Annotated in this window: 9 protein-coding genes; 6 read left to right on the top strand and 3 right to left on the bottom strand. The window is 51.2% G+C overall.

The window, feature by feature from the left end; genetic code table 11:
* Window positions 1-21: 21 nt before the first annotated feature.
* The gene (locus KIH39_RS09880; protein ID WP_213499164.1) at window positions 22-1509 is read right to left on the bottom strand and encodes an efflux RND transporter periplasmic adaptor subunit; all 1488 of its coding nucleotides are present in this window, start codon (window positions 1507-1509) and stop codon (window positions 22-24) included.
* A gap of 215 nt (window positions 1510-1724) precedes the next feature.
* Here KIH39_RS09880 and KIH39_RS09885 point away from each other — a divergent pair, with 215 nt between their 5' ends.
* Together KIH39_RS09885 and KIH39_RS09890 are read left to right on the top strand one after the other, a co-directional pair.
* Window positions 1725-1928: a hypothetical protein gene (locus KIH39_RS09885; RefSeq protein WP_213499165.1), complete on the top strand. Its 204-nt coding sequence runs from the start codon at window positions 1725-1727 to the stop codon at window positions 1926-1928.
* A gap of 351 nt (window positions 1929-2279) precedes the next feature.
* Window positions 2280-2672, top strand: coding sequence for a hypothetical protein (locus tag KIH39_RS09890; RefSeq protein ID WP_213499166.1), 393 nt, complete (start codon window positions 2280-2282; stop codon window positions 2670-2672).
* A gap of 48 nt (window positions 2673-2720) precedes the next feature.
* On the opposite strand, the gene KIH39_RS09895 is transcribed toward KIH39_RS09890, so the two are convergent.
* Window positions 2721-3245 (bottom strand): hypothetical protein, encoded by a 525-nt coding sequence (locus KIH39_RS09895; RefSeq protein ID WP_213499167.1) that lies wholly within the window; start codon window positions 3243-3245, stop codon window positions 2721-2723.
* A gap of 563 nt (window positions 3246-3808) precedes the next feature.
* Here KIH39_RS09895 and KIH39_RS09900 point away from each other — a divergent pair.
* The 4 genes from KIH39_RS09900 to KIH39_RS09915 all read left to right on the top strand — a co-directional run bounded on the left by KIH39_RS09900 (window position 3809) and on the right by KIH39_RS09915 (window position 12683).
* On the top strand, window positions 3809-5065 hold the full coding sequence (locus tag KIH39_RS09900; protein WP_213499168.1) for a DUF1552 domain-containing protein: 1257 nt from the start codon (window positions 3809-3811) through the stop codon (window positions 5063-5065).
* A 52-nt stretch (window positions 5066-5117) separates the two neighbouring features.
* On the top strand, window positions 5118-7730 hold the full coding sequence (locus KIH39_RS09905; RefSeq protein ID WP_213499169.1) for a DUF1592 domain-containing protein: 2613 nt from the start codon (window positions 5118-5120) through the stop codon (window positions 7728-7730).
* A 15-nt stretch (window positions 7731-7745) separates the two neighbouring features.
* Window positions 7746-8324, top strand: coding sequence for a heavy-metal-associated domain-containing protein (locus KIH39_RS09910; RefSeq protein ID WP_213499170.1), 579 nt, complete (start codon window positions 7746-7748; stop codon window positions 8322-8324).
* 267 nt (window positions 8325-8591) lie between these two features.
* Window positions 8592-12683 carry a dockerin type I domain-containing protein gene (locus KIH39_RS09915; protein ID WP_213499171.1) on the top strand — a complete coding sequence of 1364 codons (4092 nt, stop codon included), beginning with the start codon at window positions 8592-8594 and terminating at the stop codon, window positions 12681-12683.
* Window positions 12684-12718: 35 nt separating this feature from the next.
* On the opposite strand, the gene KIH39_RS09920 is transcribed toward KIH39_RS09915, so the two are convergent.
* On the bottom strand, window positions 12719-16285 hold the full coding sequence (locus KIH39_RS09920) for a hybrid sensor histidine kinase/response regulator (protein WP_213499172.1): 3567 nt from the start codon (window positions 16283-16285) through the stop codon (window positions 12719-12721).
* Window positions 16286-16297 lie beyond the last annotated feature (12 nt).

The following is a 16297-nucleotide window of genomic DNA, read 5'->3' on the forward strand; positions in this document are numbered from 1 at the left end:
GAGGAGATTTCTCTTGGCCGGTCAGTCGCCGGTGATCAGTTCCTTGAGCAATATGGACTTCAGGGTGAAGCCTCCGGTTAGGACCACTTTGTCCTCTGGTTTCAGACCCGATCTGATTTCGACGTCCTTCCCTGCAACCCGACCCAGCACCACGGACCGGGTTTGGAAATCCTCCTCGCTCACGTGAACGAAAACGAACACCTTGCTTTCGTGACGCATGATGGCACTTTTGGGAAGCAGCATCACCGGCTTTTCATCAAGGGCCTTAGGCAGTCCGACTTCCACGAACTGGCCCGGCTTCCAGATTCGGCCGGGATTGTCAGTCCAGGCAGTAAGCGTGACGGCACGCGATTGTTTGTCGAAAATCTGGCCGGGATCGATCACGGTTCCCTTCAAATCTCCGGGGCTGTCTTCACTGATTCGAAAAGGGATCGTCTTACCGGTTAAAGATTTCACCAGGTTCAGATCGCTATCGAACACATCGGCCTGCAGCCAGACGCGAGAAACATCGGCGATTAACAGCAGTTGCGAGTCAGCCGTCACGCGTTCCCCCTGGGCAATTTTCTTTTCAATTAGGGTGCCGGAGAACGGGGCCTTGATTGAAACCAGTGATGCCAAATGAGGTTGAGTGAGTGGATCATTATTGGCGAGATCGGATGTACTGAAGCCGAGTAACATTAAGCGCGCCCGCGTAGTCGCTAAGGCCGTTTCCGCTTCTTTGACTTTTAATTCCACCTGATGGATGGAGTGATGCGCATGATGCTTGGCTTCTTCCAAGGTCGCTTTCAGTGTGGCTTCAGCCGTTTCAGCCTCCATTTCGACTTTGCGATAGGTTGCTTCAGGCACTCCCGCCAGACCAGCCTTGACCGACTTCAACTGATCGCGCGCCTGATTGCGTTTCGAATAAGCCACCAGTAGTTGTTGCCTCCAGTCGCCCAGCGGCTTATTCAAAAACTGTTTTTCGATATCGATGATGGTCGATTCCTGTCGGATTGCCTTGATCAACGATTCCGCATTTGTCGAAGTGATCGTCAACCAGTCGGCATGTTCGTGTTCCGCGGCCAGAGCGGATTCCATTTTCAGAAGTTCCAGCCTCAGTTGACCGACTTCGCGACTTTCAATCACCACCAGGGGTTCGCCCGCATGAACTTCCTGGCCGAGTCGCACTTTCACCTCTCGAACGATGCCATCCACCGGAGTCGAGACGCGAGCTAGCTGTTCCTCGTTCAGCGCGATTCGACCCGTTCGCCAGGCGAAATCGACGAAAGGTTGCAACCGAGGTGTGCCTATCGTAACTCCAGCTGCAGCCCACCTTTCCGGCTTGAACTCCACCTGATTGGAGGGTTTCTCTTCCTCCTTGTGGTCGTCCGGTTTTTCTTGAGCCGTCTTCGACGCAGACAGCCAACGGTTGCCGAAGTAGCCGCCGCCGCCGCCCAGAAGCAGGCATAATAGTCCGACAAATGGTAGCGATATGCGCCGGCGTGGCCGGGGATTGAGATTGGCACTCATTGCTGTAAACCGGAAAAATTAATGAAATAATTCGGGCGAAAGAGAGTTATCAGAACGGAAGATGGTTACAAGCGAAGAATTGTGGAGCGCGAGTACAAATTTGAGGAAGAATTTGATAGTGCGTCGGGCAAGGAGCGGAGCTGAGGTCGCTCCAGGGAGCCGAGACCCGAATGGGCCTGGGGGAGAAATTCAACGAGGAGTGAACCAAAGTCGGTATGGAATACCGTGCTATTCTCAGGTGGTATGGGATGGGAATCGAAGGCAGGTTGGGTGGAGGTTGTTTTCTCAACCGGAACCTCATCGAGCTCAATGCCAAGCAGAAGATAATGCGAGTGGACGAATCGGGAATCCGAACCCAAATTGCCATTCTTATCCAGTACAAGCCTAACACCTGGACTGGTTTCCGCATCTTCGTCTGAATGGCAATGAGTCACCCGAATTCCCGTCTGAATCAGACAGAACCAGAGTACTAGCAGAAACTTAAACCGCGTTGCCATAAATGTAGAATAGTCGAGATGGGCAGAAAGTGTCAACCGAAAACCGCATGTAGAGCAGGCATCAGAAGGACCGGAATCTCGTTGATCTCAAAACCAATTGAACGATTCTCAGAGTTCCTCCAAGCTTCACGGCCGCTAGAAAATTGCGAAGATTGTTTGAAGTCTTGAGGCCAAATGTAACAAACGACGATTTCTGGTATTCAAGTTCGCCCTCATCGATTACCATAGGGGCCGTTGCAAATCCACACATCAAACTGAATTCAGGAGGTTGCTATGTTGATGCGTTTAGTGATTGCGTTCGGAATTCTGGTTTCGATCACCGGGGTGGCCGTTACCGCACCGCCGCCGACCAAGGCGAAAGAAGACCCAGCCGTACCCGCAACTAAAGAAAAAATTGTTGAGAAGCTGATCGGGAAGTGGGAGGTCTTAAAAGCAGATAATCCCGCGATGAATGGCGCCACCCTGCACTTCGAAAAAGGCGGCAAATACATTTACGAAGTCGAAGGAGTTAAGGCGGAAGGGACCTTTGAGATTGAAGACGGGAAATTGATCACTCGCATTGGCTCAGCCAGCGATACCGACAACTTCAAGAAGTTGAATAACGAGGAATTGGAAATCATCAATTTGGACAAACAGTACACTTTGCTGAAAAGGAAGAAAGATTAATTTTTGGATCGTAAATTTTCAAGATCGCCCACTCCTCTCGCACCCGATTCATATTTTCCCCAGCGGGGATTGATCCTGCGTTTGAGAAATCAGCAATTGGTAGAGCTGATGCGGCGGCATCCATCTCGATAACTGCTCTGCAATGGGATCTCTACGGATCAAATCTTCCAACTCTTCTTCTTTCACGTCCAATGGAGTCAACGCGCGAACGAGTTTCGGATTGATTTTATGCATAGTGAATCGTTTATCCGCTGTGACGGCCGCGATCACGAATACCACCATATGAAGAATAAAATTTGCAAGTAAGATCCAAATAAATTCTGGTTTTGTTGAAAAAACTGCTCCCAGGATGGCCATCGTAATCACTAGAGAGAATACGATCCCACAACCGACACCATCGAGGTAAAATAAATTTCGTCGATGGATTTGGGAGGCCTTGTATGAGGGATAAAGCAAATGGAAAGGGGCGGATATCAACCTCTCCCGGTCGTCTTTTGCGGAGTCATTCAACATAATCTCATTGCATAGCTGAAGTTCTGTATACAGACCTGCTTCCAAATCCGGACGGGTCATCTGAATCAACTCTTCCAAGTCAGCCTGTGTATTCTTCAAAATTGTCCGATAATTTAGCGGATTGGTCGGATAAGTTTGATTGCAGTTTTCGCAAATCCTTTCGTGTCCCAACAACTTATAACTTGAGATGGGAATCTCATAGATGTGCCAATGCTCCGCAATGCGAACAACCTTAAACGGCTGCCGGCTATGGCAAATCAGGCAGTAACTGGCTACTCTCCCCAACTCCGTGTAGACAATTTTCGTCCCGAAATGGATGAACATCTGGAGTCTCACCTGACTGCAGCAATGTACCGGAGAGGGTCGGAACATTTTGCCACACCTCGCCAAGCCCTTCAACTGCAAAGGACTTTCCCGTTGCGAATTCTGTTCGAATCGAGCGTAGAAGAACTTTCCCAATCGTATTCCTTCTGAGATCGCTTAAAATGAGTTAGGTCAGGAGGAAAATTCATGGAACTTCCGCCAAGACCTGAATCTCTAAGCGGAAGAGCGAGTTGATACTCTCAGCAACTCAACTTCTGCATAAAAGCCCGCCGTATTTTTCCGCCAGGATGTCTAAGATAATGAGTCTTTCATTTGCAACTTCAAAAGGCCCTTTATCCCGTCGAACTTTTCTTCGCGGCGCGGGGGTTACCTTGGCCCTGCCCTTTCTCGATGCCATGAGCCCGGTGTACGCCGCCGATAAAACGGATGTGCCACGCCGACTGATCGGCATCCAAACAAATATGGGAATTCTCCCGCAGTTCTTTTTCCCCGAGAAAGCCGGCAGAGAATATGAACCTACCCCCTATTTGAAAAAGCTCGAGGCTCACCGGAACAATTTCACGGTGTTTTCGGGCACCAGCCACCCTGGCGTGGATGGGGCTCACTCGGCGGAGAAGTGCTTCCTCACCGGCACGCCGCACCCCGGAGCCGGGGGCTTCCGGAACTGGATCTCTCTGGATCAATTTGCCGCGGAACAGATTGGCAATCGAACTCGCTACCCTTCGCTGGTGTTGGCCAATACCTATGAGGGAGCCACGCTCAGCTACACCCGCAGTGGAGCGCCGATCCCATCGGAACGCAGTCCTAAAAAGCTCTTCCAGAAACTGTTCCTTCAAGGCAAGCCCCAGGAAGTTGCTACGAACATCGAAGCACTCAAGGAAGGCCAGAGTCTGCTCGATTTTGTGGGGGAAGAATCCAAACGCCTGAACCGATCGCTTTCCAAGAGCGATCAGAACCGCATGGATCAGTATTTCACGGCTGTCCGCGATCTGGAGGATCGACTCAAAAGTTCCGAATCCTGGGAAAAGAAACCCAAGCCAATCGTGAATGCGAAGGCACCGGAAGACATTCCAGAAGCAATCAAATTCGTGGAACGAAGTAAGCTCTTCTACGATGTGATGCAACTCGCCCTGGAGACCGATTCCACTCGGATTATATCACTGTTCATCGACACGACGGTGATCCACAACATCACCCATCACGGCAACCGGCCCGAAGTGATTCAGGAACTACGCGGCCACGAGGAAAAGCAGTTCGAGGTTCTGGGCAATTTCTTCAAGTCTTTGGGCGAAAAGAAAGAACAGGGACAATCGCTCCTGGACAGAACCATGGTCCTCTATGGGACCTGTATGGGAAGCGCCAACTCCCATTCGAACTACAACCTGCCCGTTCTACTAGCAGGCGGCGGTTTCAAGCATGGCCAGCATTTGGCTTTCGATACTAAGAACAATTATCCGTTGACGAATCTTTTTGTCTCCATGCTGCAACGCCTCGGCTTGGAAACTTCCGAGTTTTCGACGGGTAAAGGCACCTTCCGTGGCCTGGAGATGACTTGATTTTTTTCGTTTTCCACAAATTCGGACACGACATCGAGGACCTGGCCAAATTATGTTTCGATGGCAACTCACGACTCTGCTGTTTTTTCTCTCCTTCGCTTTCGCTTCGGCGGAACAGCCCACGGAATTTTTCACAAAGCACTGTTATAGCTGCCACGGCCCGGAAGCCCCGGCTGCCGGGCTCGATTTAACCTCCTTCAAAAAAGATCTCGGTAAGCCCGAAAATTTCAGTAAGTGGGTAAAAATCTTCGATCGGATCGACTCCGGAGAAATGCCTCCTGCCAAAAAACCACGCCCCGAAACCGTCGAGAAAACCACCGCAACAAAATGGTTAAAGGCCGAATTACTCAAGGCCGAGTTGCAATCATTGAAAGACCAACCGCGAACCGGATTACGTCGGCTGACCCGTGCTGAATACGAAAATACCATGCGTGACCTGTTTGCAATGCCCGGTATAGCCTTACAGGATGACCTTCCGGCGGATGGCTCTGCCCATGGCTTCGATAAAAACAGCGAGGCCCTGGACATTTCGCATGTGAACCTCGCGAAATATCTGGAAGCGGCCGATCATGTATTGGACATGGCGATCGCCACTCAAGCCCTGCCGCCTGCCAGAAAAGTTCAGCGTGTGACCATGGCGAATGAATCCAGTACCCTGGCCGCCTGCATTCTGGAAGGGGACGGGGTGATGCTGAAGAATAAAAATCCCGATCCGGATTATCCACCAGCCGGCTACCACAAACATCTCGATTATCCTGCCCACTTGATGCTGGGCATGCACACCGATGTATCGCCGGGCAGTAGCGTCGGCATCTTCCGACATGAAGACGATTCCTTCCGCCCTTCCTTTGTCGAATTCACAACGATCTATCCCGGAATGTATCGCGTTAAAACTGCCTTTTGGTCGTTCCGTTGGGATAAAGGTAAGGTCTTACCCACAGACCGCGTCGAAGTCGCCCGGTTGGATGTCTGGCACATCACCGGAGATGGCCGCGGGACCGGACATCCCAGCACTCTACTGGGCTATTTCGATGCGCCCTCACTTAAGGAACAGACTTACGAATTCAATATGTGGCTGAACCCGGCAGACAGCTTTGGATTCAACTTCACGACCTCGAACGTCGGCCATGAAATTCGGGGAACCAAAGGCCGACTGATGAACTGGTCGGGCCCAGGGCTCGCCTGCGACGGCCTGGAAGTCGAAGGCCCTATTTACGACAAGTGGCCACCCGAAAGTCATCGCCGGCTTTTCGGCGATCTGCCGATCCTGGAATTCAAACCTGAAAAAAATCCCGGGATACATCCGCCCCGCCATAAAGAATGGAATCAACGCTTTAATGCCAAGAACCATCCCGATCCTCAATTGCACACACTGAAGCTCTGTACGGTTACAAGCGGTTCTCCCCTGGCGGATGCCGATCGATTGATCGGGAATTTCCTTCCGAAAGCATTTCGTCGACCTGTATCTGATGAAACCAGAAGATCCTATCTGGCTCTCTTTGAAAAGCGCTTGAAATCGGGCGATTGCTTTGAGACGGCTCTTCGCACAACTTATCGGGCCGCCCTTTGCTCCCCGAATTTCCTTTATCATGTCGAAGAAGGCAGCCCAACGGTCTCGACTGCCGCATTGAAAACGGGTCGCGAGCCAATCGAAGATTATTCGTTAGCTTCTCGGCTCTCCTATTTCTTCTGGAATTCCATGCCGGATGAAAAACTGGTTGCACTGGCCGCGAGTAAAAGACTCCACCAGCCTGAAGTGCTGAGTAGCGAAGTGGAACGGCTGTTGAAAGATCCCAAATCCAAACAGTTCCGGGAAGATTTCCTTGGCCAGTGGTTGAAGTTGCGAAAAATCGCGGCCAACGATCCCGATCCCAAGCTTTATGGCGGGTGGCGCATCGCGCTGCAGGATGCGATGGTGGCCGAGACGAACGCCTATTTCAAAGAGCTAATCGATAAAGATCTCTGTGCGAAGTATCTGATTAAATCCGACTTTGCGATGCTGAATGAACGCCTGGCCAAACATTACGGCATTTCCGGAGTGGTCGGCAGCCAGATGCGGCGGGTGCCAGTGGCCGCCGATTGCCCGCGCGGCCCGTTCCTGACTCAGGCGGCCATTTTGAAGATTACCGCCAACGGAACTACGACTTCGCCAGTGCCGCGCGGGGCTTTTGTGATGGATCGCCTCCTCGGACAACCGCCGGAGCCACCTCCCCCCAATGTTCCTGCCGTCGAGCCCGATGTCCGCGGGGCCACGACCGTTCGGGAACAATTGGCCAAACACCGCGATAATGCAACATGCGCTTCTTGCCATGCCAAAATCGATCCGGCTGGACTGGCTCTGGAATCTTTCGATGTCATCGGTGGGCAGCGAACTCGATATCAATCGATCACACAGACAAAACCCCCCGTCGATCCTTCCGGTCAACTTCCCGATGGTCGAAAGTTCAAAGACATATTGGAACTGCAGAATTTACTCTTAACTGATTCGGACAAGCTCCTAAAGAATCTGGCCCAGCAGTTCGCTGTCTACTCGATAGGACGAGGCATGACCTTCAGCGATCGGAATGCCATCGAAGCGATTGTCGAAAAAACCAAGCAAAAAGGCGGCGGTATTCGAACTCTGCTGCACGAATTGGTGGCGAGCGAGTTGTTCCAAAGTCATTAACCGAAAATCGAAGCCATGCTTTCTCCCTATTTGAAAATGTTTGCGGCTCTACTGCTCGTGAGCTTCGGGTCTAACAGCTTATATCTCCATGCCCAAGGCAAGCCGCCGATTCCGAGGCAGCTGAAATGTCGGGTGCTGGGTTTGTTCATGCCCGAACGGGAACGGGATTTGAAAGATTTGCTGGAAAAAACCGGCAAATTTAAGCTGATCGCTTTGGATTTCGCGAAGGCCGAATTGACCGTCGAGTTCGACTCCGCCCAGGTCTGGTCCGGCGAGAAACCGAATCGTTATTTGGAGTTGTTCAATAATGAGTTGCGGAACGGCTCCCGAGGCTCATTCTCGGCGAAAGAGTTAATCCAGACGCCGGCAGACAAGTTACGCTGGGTCGAGATAACTGTGGTAGGCCTGGATTGCAAAGGATGCTCCTTCGGCGCCTATCGCTTGATCTACGAACTGCCCGGCGTCGAACTTGCAACCTCTAACTTCAAGACCGGATTGATCCGAGCCTACATCGACCCCGAGAAAACCAGTCGGGCCAAATTGGAGGAAGCTTTGAAAAAAGGGGGCGTCGACATCCTGCCGCAAAAGCAGTGAGCGGGTAGCGATTCTATCCAAGACTTAAATTTCGTAGTGAAAACTGGAAGGTGAATCGATTGCCGCATCAAAATTGATCGCCAATGACCAATGCATTACACTATAAAAATCATTCTTTATGTCACTTTTCCGAACTTTTTGAGCTGCAAATAAACTGTTCATTATTTGCGGAAGATCCCGATCATTCTAGTTGTACTCTAAATTCCGTCTGCTATAGTATTTCCAGACATATCCGTACGTTTTTAGGCATCCTCAGACGGCAACATCATGAAGCACAACTTGACTTCCGCCTGGAAATTTCGAACTTCTCCGAGAATTCAATCGAATCGAAAGACAAAGCTTTCGCTTTTATCTCTCGAAGAGCGAATTGTGCCCACCTACTTCACACCCGCTCAGATTCGACACGCCTACGGGTTCGACTATACTGCTTACGGTTCCATCGTCGGTGATGGTAGCGGTCAGACAATCGCCATCGTCGATGCCTACGACGACCCCAAAATGCTGAGCAGTACCGATCCCAATTTTGCTACCAGCGATCTCGCGATTTTTGATGCCCATTTCGGTATTCCCGATCCACCCAGTTTTAAAAAGGTATCTCAGACGGGTGGTTCCACCTCGTCTATTACGCCGGATACTGGTTGGGCTTCTGAGATCTCACTTGATGTGGAATGGACGCATGCCTTGGCTCCAAAGGCAAATATTGTGCTGGTCGAAGCGAGCGCCCCAGACATCAATCTCTTTGAAGCCGTGCAATACGCTGCGAGCATCCCTGGGGTTTGCGATGTTTCAATGAGTTGGGGCGGTTCTGAAGATACTACAACTCCACTTAATAACAATTTCGATTATTATGCGAATTCGACTTACTTCGTTACTCCGACGGGTCACCAAGGTGTCACTTTTTTGCAATCTACTGGCGACAGCGGATCTCCCGGAAACGAAAAATTCTCAAATGTGGTCGAAGTCGGCGGAACTTCGTTAACCCTGAATAACGATAATACCTGGAGCAACGAAACGGCTTGGAGTGGCAGCGGTGGGGGAACTAGTGCCATCTTCACGGAGCCGAGTTGGCAGCAGGGTTTCCAAAATACCGGTTATCGAACAGTCCCCGATGTCTCCTTCGACGCCGACCCCAACACCGGTGTCGTGTTATACGATTCCTACGGATATTCCGGATACGTCGTATTCGGGGGCACTAGTCTTTCCTGTCCTTGTTGGGCAGCGATAATAGCAATTTCCGATCAATTCCGAGTCGCGAACGGTGAAACGACACTCGATGGCCCTTCGCAGACTCTTCCGGCCATTTATGATGTTTCCTCCACCGGCATCTACGGGCTTTCCAGCTACGATTTCCACGACGTCATCAGCGGTAGCAACGGAGGCTTCTCTGCGGGGCCTGGCTATGACGAAGTTACCGGAAGAGGAAGTCCTTTCGTCAACTTACTAACGAATGATCTGGCCGGTGTGAGTGGCAATCTGCAATATGATTGCCCAGATGTCGCCACGAATAATATTTCGGTGCAAGTGAATGGCAGCTACATCGAAATTTGGGATAACGGCTCGCTGGTGGAAGGTAAAGCCATCGCCACAACGAGCGAAGTCATAATCGATGGTGCGGCCAGTACAACCAACAATGTAGTACTCCAATCCGCCTTTACCGCTTTGGGAATCAAGGTGGATTTCGTCGGCGGTTCCGAAGGTTCCAGTGGTGATCTGAACACGCTGCAAATCGATGGCGCGTCTTCAACCACCAGTTACCTGCTCAGTTCTGGATCCTGCACAATCAATGGAACCACGGTATTCAGTTACACCGGCTTGAATAGTCTCACTGTGGATGCCAATGTCACGGGAGCTACCAATCCGAATACGATTACAGTCGATTTTACCTCGGGGAATCCAATTCCCGCCGGAGGTCTGACGATCCAGGATGGCAACCTGGCGGGAGATAATATCGTTCTTCAAAACGGAACGATGACGACTAGCACCTACAATTTCACCGATGCTTCGGATGGTACGATTTCGCTTCTACCCACTGGGGCTTCCAGCGCTTCCACGATCGCTTACCAGGGCATCAGTGCACTGACATCGCTTCTAACCACTACCAATGCCCTCTTCGATTACAATCAGACGAGCCAATCCATTACGATCGCGGCCGACACCGGGAATACAACCTTAACCGCAATAACTTCTACGGCCGGGGCTTCTCTGAATATTCTCAATCCGCTCGGCACTTTTCAGGTGTTCGGAGATGATCCGGGAACGGGAACCGATGTGATTTCACTAAATGGCTATGGGAGTGGTGGCAGTAATGCCTTTACCGCCGCGTTGACCATTAATGCGGGTACTGGTAACGACACCATCAAAGTCAATGCCCCTCTGGCGCTGGGTTCCACTACTTCCACAGGTAATATCGCCCTGACGGCCAAGACCATCGATCTCAATTCCAGTCTGAACGCTAGCCTCGGGTCCACCTCCGGAACGATCACACTCACCGGTGCAGTTTTTCTCACGGGTTCGACCGCCATCACTTATGGGGGGACCAACTCGCTGGTCTTCACTGGACCGATTAATCTCGGCAACTTTACGTTAACACTAACCGATCTGCTCGCGACTAACACGGAATCAATTAGTTCGTCAATATCGGGAAACGGGGGAATCATCACGGCCGGACCCGGCATTTTAACGTTATCGGGAACCGACAGTTTCAGCGGTTCGGTGAGCGTGAATGCGGGAACGTTGATTGTGACGGGAACTCTTTCCGGAGGAGGAACGATCACGGTGGCCGCTGGAGGATTGCTCGAAGGAACCGGCACCATCTCGGGCCCTGTGAGCGTCTCCGGAGGATTAACGCCCGGCACTTCGACTCCAGGAGCTATCTCCGTCGGCAATCTCTCTTTTGGCTCTGGAGGCAACTTTACCTCTGAATTGCTAGGCACAACGGTGGGCGGTTCCTCGGGTTACAATCAGGTCGTGGTCAACGGCACAGTCAATTTGACGGGAGCCAATCTCTTACTTGCCTCAATCAGTTCTACCCTCGCGGTGGGAAATAGTTTTACGATCCTTTCAAACGGGGGTACGGGAAGCATAACCGGTACCTTTAACGGACTACCCCAGGGGGCAGTCATCACGACGAATCTCCAGTCGTTTCAGATCAGTTATACCGGAGGCACGAACGGTAAGAGCGTTACCCTGACCGTCATCGCCCCCACGGTTATAAGCTCCTCCATAAACGGAGGAGCCATTCAACGTTCGCGAGTGACACAAATCAGCCTGACCTTCAGCGAGACGATTACCATCGGCAGTAATGCTTTCAGCATGACCAATGGAAGTGCGACGATTACGAGCGCCAGTGGGGGTGGTATCCTCGTCAACCAAACTACTTCAAACGGGACGACAATTGTTACGTTGACGTTCGATTCCAGTAATTCGAATATTCAGTACGGCTCTCTTTCAGACGGATACTGGACCCTGACAGTAAATGCTTCCGCCATCTCCGGATCGAAAACCGGCTTTGCGATGGGCAGCAACTATACTCAGAAAGGGATCATCCGTCTGTTCGGTGACATTACCGGGGATGGGGCCGTCGATAGTAACGATTTGACTTATTTCGGGGAGGCTTACGGATCGTCCAGCGGAAATTCGAGCTACATCTCAGCCCTCGACTTCAATCAGGATGGATCGATCGATAGCAATGACCTGACGCAGTTTGGCACTCGGTATGGTTCCAGCATTTCCGGTCCCTACACCCCGAATTTCGCCGGGTCGGGCTCTGCCGGAAATATCACCGCGGTTTACTCGCCTGGAACAATAATCGTCTATCCTGGTGCGGGAGGCAACTTTTCCAGCGGCGGTGGTAGCGGTGGCGGCGGTGGGAGTTCCTCACCCGATCTCGTGACACCGGGTGGGACTGGTTCTAGCGGCTCATCCTCCGGCAACGCGACAGACAGCAGTACTTCCAGTATTACTCCACTTATGAGTGGTATGGCTTTGACATCAAACCAGGAGATTCAGACTACTCCCATTCTTGTCGATAGCCGTCTCGTCATGAGGTCTCGATCTTCCGGAACAGCTCGATCCTCGAATACTCCAGCGGTTTCCTCGAACGATCTGAACCAGAATTCCTTCCTTCCCCTGCTGTCCTCCACCAGTTCGCAATCCGTATCCCCTGCTGCCAGTACACTGGCGACGGCGACGACCCCAGCGAGCAATCCGATTTCTTCAGAAATCAGCCCCTCGATTATTGTGAATGGGACTAACGTGGCGATATCAAACACGAGTGATCGAGTTGTTGTCAACTCGAGCGCGGCGAGCTCGGAGGCCGATCTCTTTGCGGGAATCGATTTTAATGGGATTCGAATTTAGTCGACAAATCAGAGAGCTGGAGATTCGGAGTGCTGTTAGGCTGTGACCTTATCGGATTGGTCGAGAAGCTCTCGAATCTTACCGGCCAAAAGTTTCGGAGTATAAGGCTTCTGTAAAAATTTGTAGTTCGCTTCGGATATATCGGAGCGAAGCAATTCATCATCCGTGTAGCCGGACACGAATAACACCTTGATATCTCGTCTGATTTTTACCAGCCGATTTGCCAATTCTCTGCCGCTCAACCGGGGCATTACCACGTCGGTCACGAGCATCTGGATAGAACCGTGGTGCTCGCTCGCCACTTTCAGAGCATCCTCGCCATCCTCCGCTTCGAGGACTTGATAACCGCAATTAATCAGAACGGTTCGTGCGACTTTACGCACGGCGGCTTCATCCTCGACGAGCAGAATCGTCCCTTTTCCAATCGGTAGACTTTCGAGCGTGGAAGATCGAGATTCTTCAACGGATCCAGATTCCATTTTTGGCAAATAAATGGTGAATTTTGAACCCTGATTCAGTGCACTATCCACCAAAATGAAGCCGTTGGACTGCCGAACGATTCCGTACGCGGTTGCCAGTCCCAGCCCTGTCCCTTTCCCTTGTTCCTTGGTGGTAAAGAAAGGTTCGAAGATCTGAGCCTTCACTTCTTCGCTCATTCCCTGGCCGTTATCCTGTACGCTCAGTTCGACGTAATCCCCTGGTTCAACGTCTGGGGGTAGAGCTCTATGATTTCGGTCGAAGTGGACATTTCGGCTCGAGAATTTCAGCTGGCCGCCGTTGGGCATGGCGTCGCGAGCATTGATGGCCAGGTTGATGATTACCTGCTGCAATTGGGTGGGATCGACTTTAATTCGCCAGATATTCGGATGGAGGCTGGAGGAAATGGAAATTTTTTCGCTGATGACCCGTTGCAGCATCCGCCGTGTTTCACTTATCAACGCATTCGGATCGATCAGTTTCGGTTGAAGCAGCTGTCGACGGCTAAAAGCCAGCAATTGCGAGGTCAGTTTTTCAGCGCGCCCGCCGGCCGTGCGAACTTCACTGATCAGAGAACGATGCTGCTTACTCATTCGTTCGTCGGTCATCAGCATATCGGTATAACCGATGATAACGGTCAACAAATTGTTGAAGTCGTGTGCAACGCCACCGGCCAGTTTACCCACGGCTTCCAATTTCTGGGCATGGCGGAGCAACTCGCCCGTTCGAGCATGTTCTTCCACTTCTTTGCGTAACTCCTGGGTGCGCTGTTCAATGCACGCCGCCAGCAATTTTTCCCGGCTTTTAAATTGATAAGTGTTATATTGATGCGCCGCTCCGAATAACCCGAGAGCGATGAGGCCGCAGACAACATAAAACCATCGAGTCTGATAGAACCGGGGAGTTAATTCAAACTCAAAACTTTGATCGGTATCCGCCCATTCGGCGTTGGGCTCAGCGACTTGCACTCGAAAGACATACTTATTCGGCGGGAGATTCGTATAGAAAGCAACCCGGCGATTGCCCGCTTCGATCCAGTTCTGATCGAAGCCTTCCAATTTATAGCGGAACCGCAGACCGTCGAGAGCGACCATATCTATAGCCGAATAATGGACTTCCAAGGCACCCGCGGTGGGCGTCAATCGAATAGGGCTCTTGCCGTCCTCCACTTTCCCATCAACGATAATTTTATCTATGGACACCGGAGGAGTCGGGCGTTGACTTTGCACTCGGGACGGGTTGACAACCACCAAGCCGTTACCAGTGGGGAACCAGAGTCTTCCGTTTCGGGTTTTGCAACCTGCGGGTTGAGAACCGCCATTGCAATCATCGATCTTCATCCCATCTCGTCGATTGAGCGTGAGCGACTGAATGGGACTCTTACCCGATAGGGAATCTTGGGCGATTCGGAAAATGCCGCGGCTGGAACTCATCCAGAGATATTCCCCGTCTTCCAGAATCTGGTAAATGGTGTTGTCGCCCAGACCGTCTTTTTCCAGATAAGTAGTCCACTTACCTTGATAATAGCGATTCAATCCGGCTCCGTGCGTTCCCACGAGAATCGAACCGTCTTTAAGCTCGGTCAGGCACAATATGACATCGCTAGAAAGCCCATCGCGGGTGGTATAGTTGATGAACTGCTCACCGCGTCTGACCCAAATTCCACCGCCATTAGTCCCCATCCAGAGTTCTTTCCGGGAAGATTTCAAAATGGCCCGCAAAGCACGTTTGCGACTGGAAGAGCCCTTAAAAACCACCTCGAATTTATCATTCTGGAATTTAACCAGCTCACCGTTGCCCGTGCCCAGAAGTACCGAACCATCTTCTTCCGGTAGAATGGCCAATACATCATTCTTAAAAAAATCGCTGGAAAGTTTGTGGTTTTTGAATTCTTTCTGATCGTAACTGCACAGCCCCAAGCCACTCCCGAACCAGAGCACGCCTTTTTCATCCTCGGCAATGGCGAGTACAGTGTCCCCTATTGGACAATCCTGGGGAGTGAATATAGACCATTTCCCATCTTTGAGTCGGCTCAGCCCTCCGCTTGTTCCTACCCAAATGGATCCCAGACGATCTTCATGAACCACCCAATTAGTGGAGCCGAGTAGACCTTCGGCCCCAGTTATAGTGAGGCAGCGGCCATTGATCAGGCGCACCAGACCATCGGCGGTTCCCACCCAGAGACTTCCTTCTCGATCTTCGAAGATCGCAAATATCGTCTCTCCGAGTGAACTTTCCTTGGAAAATCCCTGGCAAACACCGCTTTTTAATTGGCGGATCAATCCGAAATTCGTTCCTAACCAGTGATTGCCATCTCGATCTTCAGCCATGGCCCGCACGAAAGATTTTTCAGATTCTTCGAAATTTTCTACGCTGGAGAATTTCTCATTCCTGAAAATGGATAGTCCACTGCGCTTCCCGACCAAAATTCCGCCATCGGAAGCACTACAAATACTCAAGATGCGATCGCGGTTCAAGTATTTGGGATCGCTGTAAGAAGTAAATTTACCTTTGGCAAACTTAGAGAGTCCGTTGGTAGTGCCGATCCAAAGTTCGCCATTTTTCCCCATATGGAGCGACAAACAGTAGGAAGCTGGCAATCCGTTTTCCTTCGTGAAGTTTGTGAATTTTTTATCGGAATAATAACTGAGCCCTCCTTTGGTACCGACCCACATACCGCCGTTGGGATCCTCTGCCAGACTCCAGGTATCGTCGTCCACCAGCCCTTCGGCCATTGTTAACCTGCTAAAATTCCCTTGCTCGTACTTCACCAGTCCATTCTCCGTAGCAATCCACAGAACATCGTTTCGGTCCGCCAGCAACGCATTAATGCTGTTACTCTTCAATTCGGGAGTATTCGAACTGTTGAAAACTTTGAACTTGGTGCCATCGAAGCGGGCTAAGCCACTTTCGGTACCGCACCAGAGATACCCATCTTTAGTCTGTGCGATGGTATGAACGGAATTTTGAGGTAAGCCATCCTCGATCCGCCAGATTCGAGGAGTGTACTGAGATGGGCTATAGGTTGGATCGAGCGCCAGAACCTCTGGAACAGCCACGATCAATAGAACTATCGCTAGAACCTTCGACAATAGTGTTCGGTGAGCAGTACTTTTGGATCGCATTTTAGAGAGAAC

The organism is Telmatocola sphagniphila, from assembly GCF_018398935.1.
GTDB classification, from domain to species: domain Bacteria; phylum Planctomycetota; class Planctomycetia; order Gemmatales; family Gemmataceae; genus Telmatocola; species Telmatocola sphagniphila.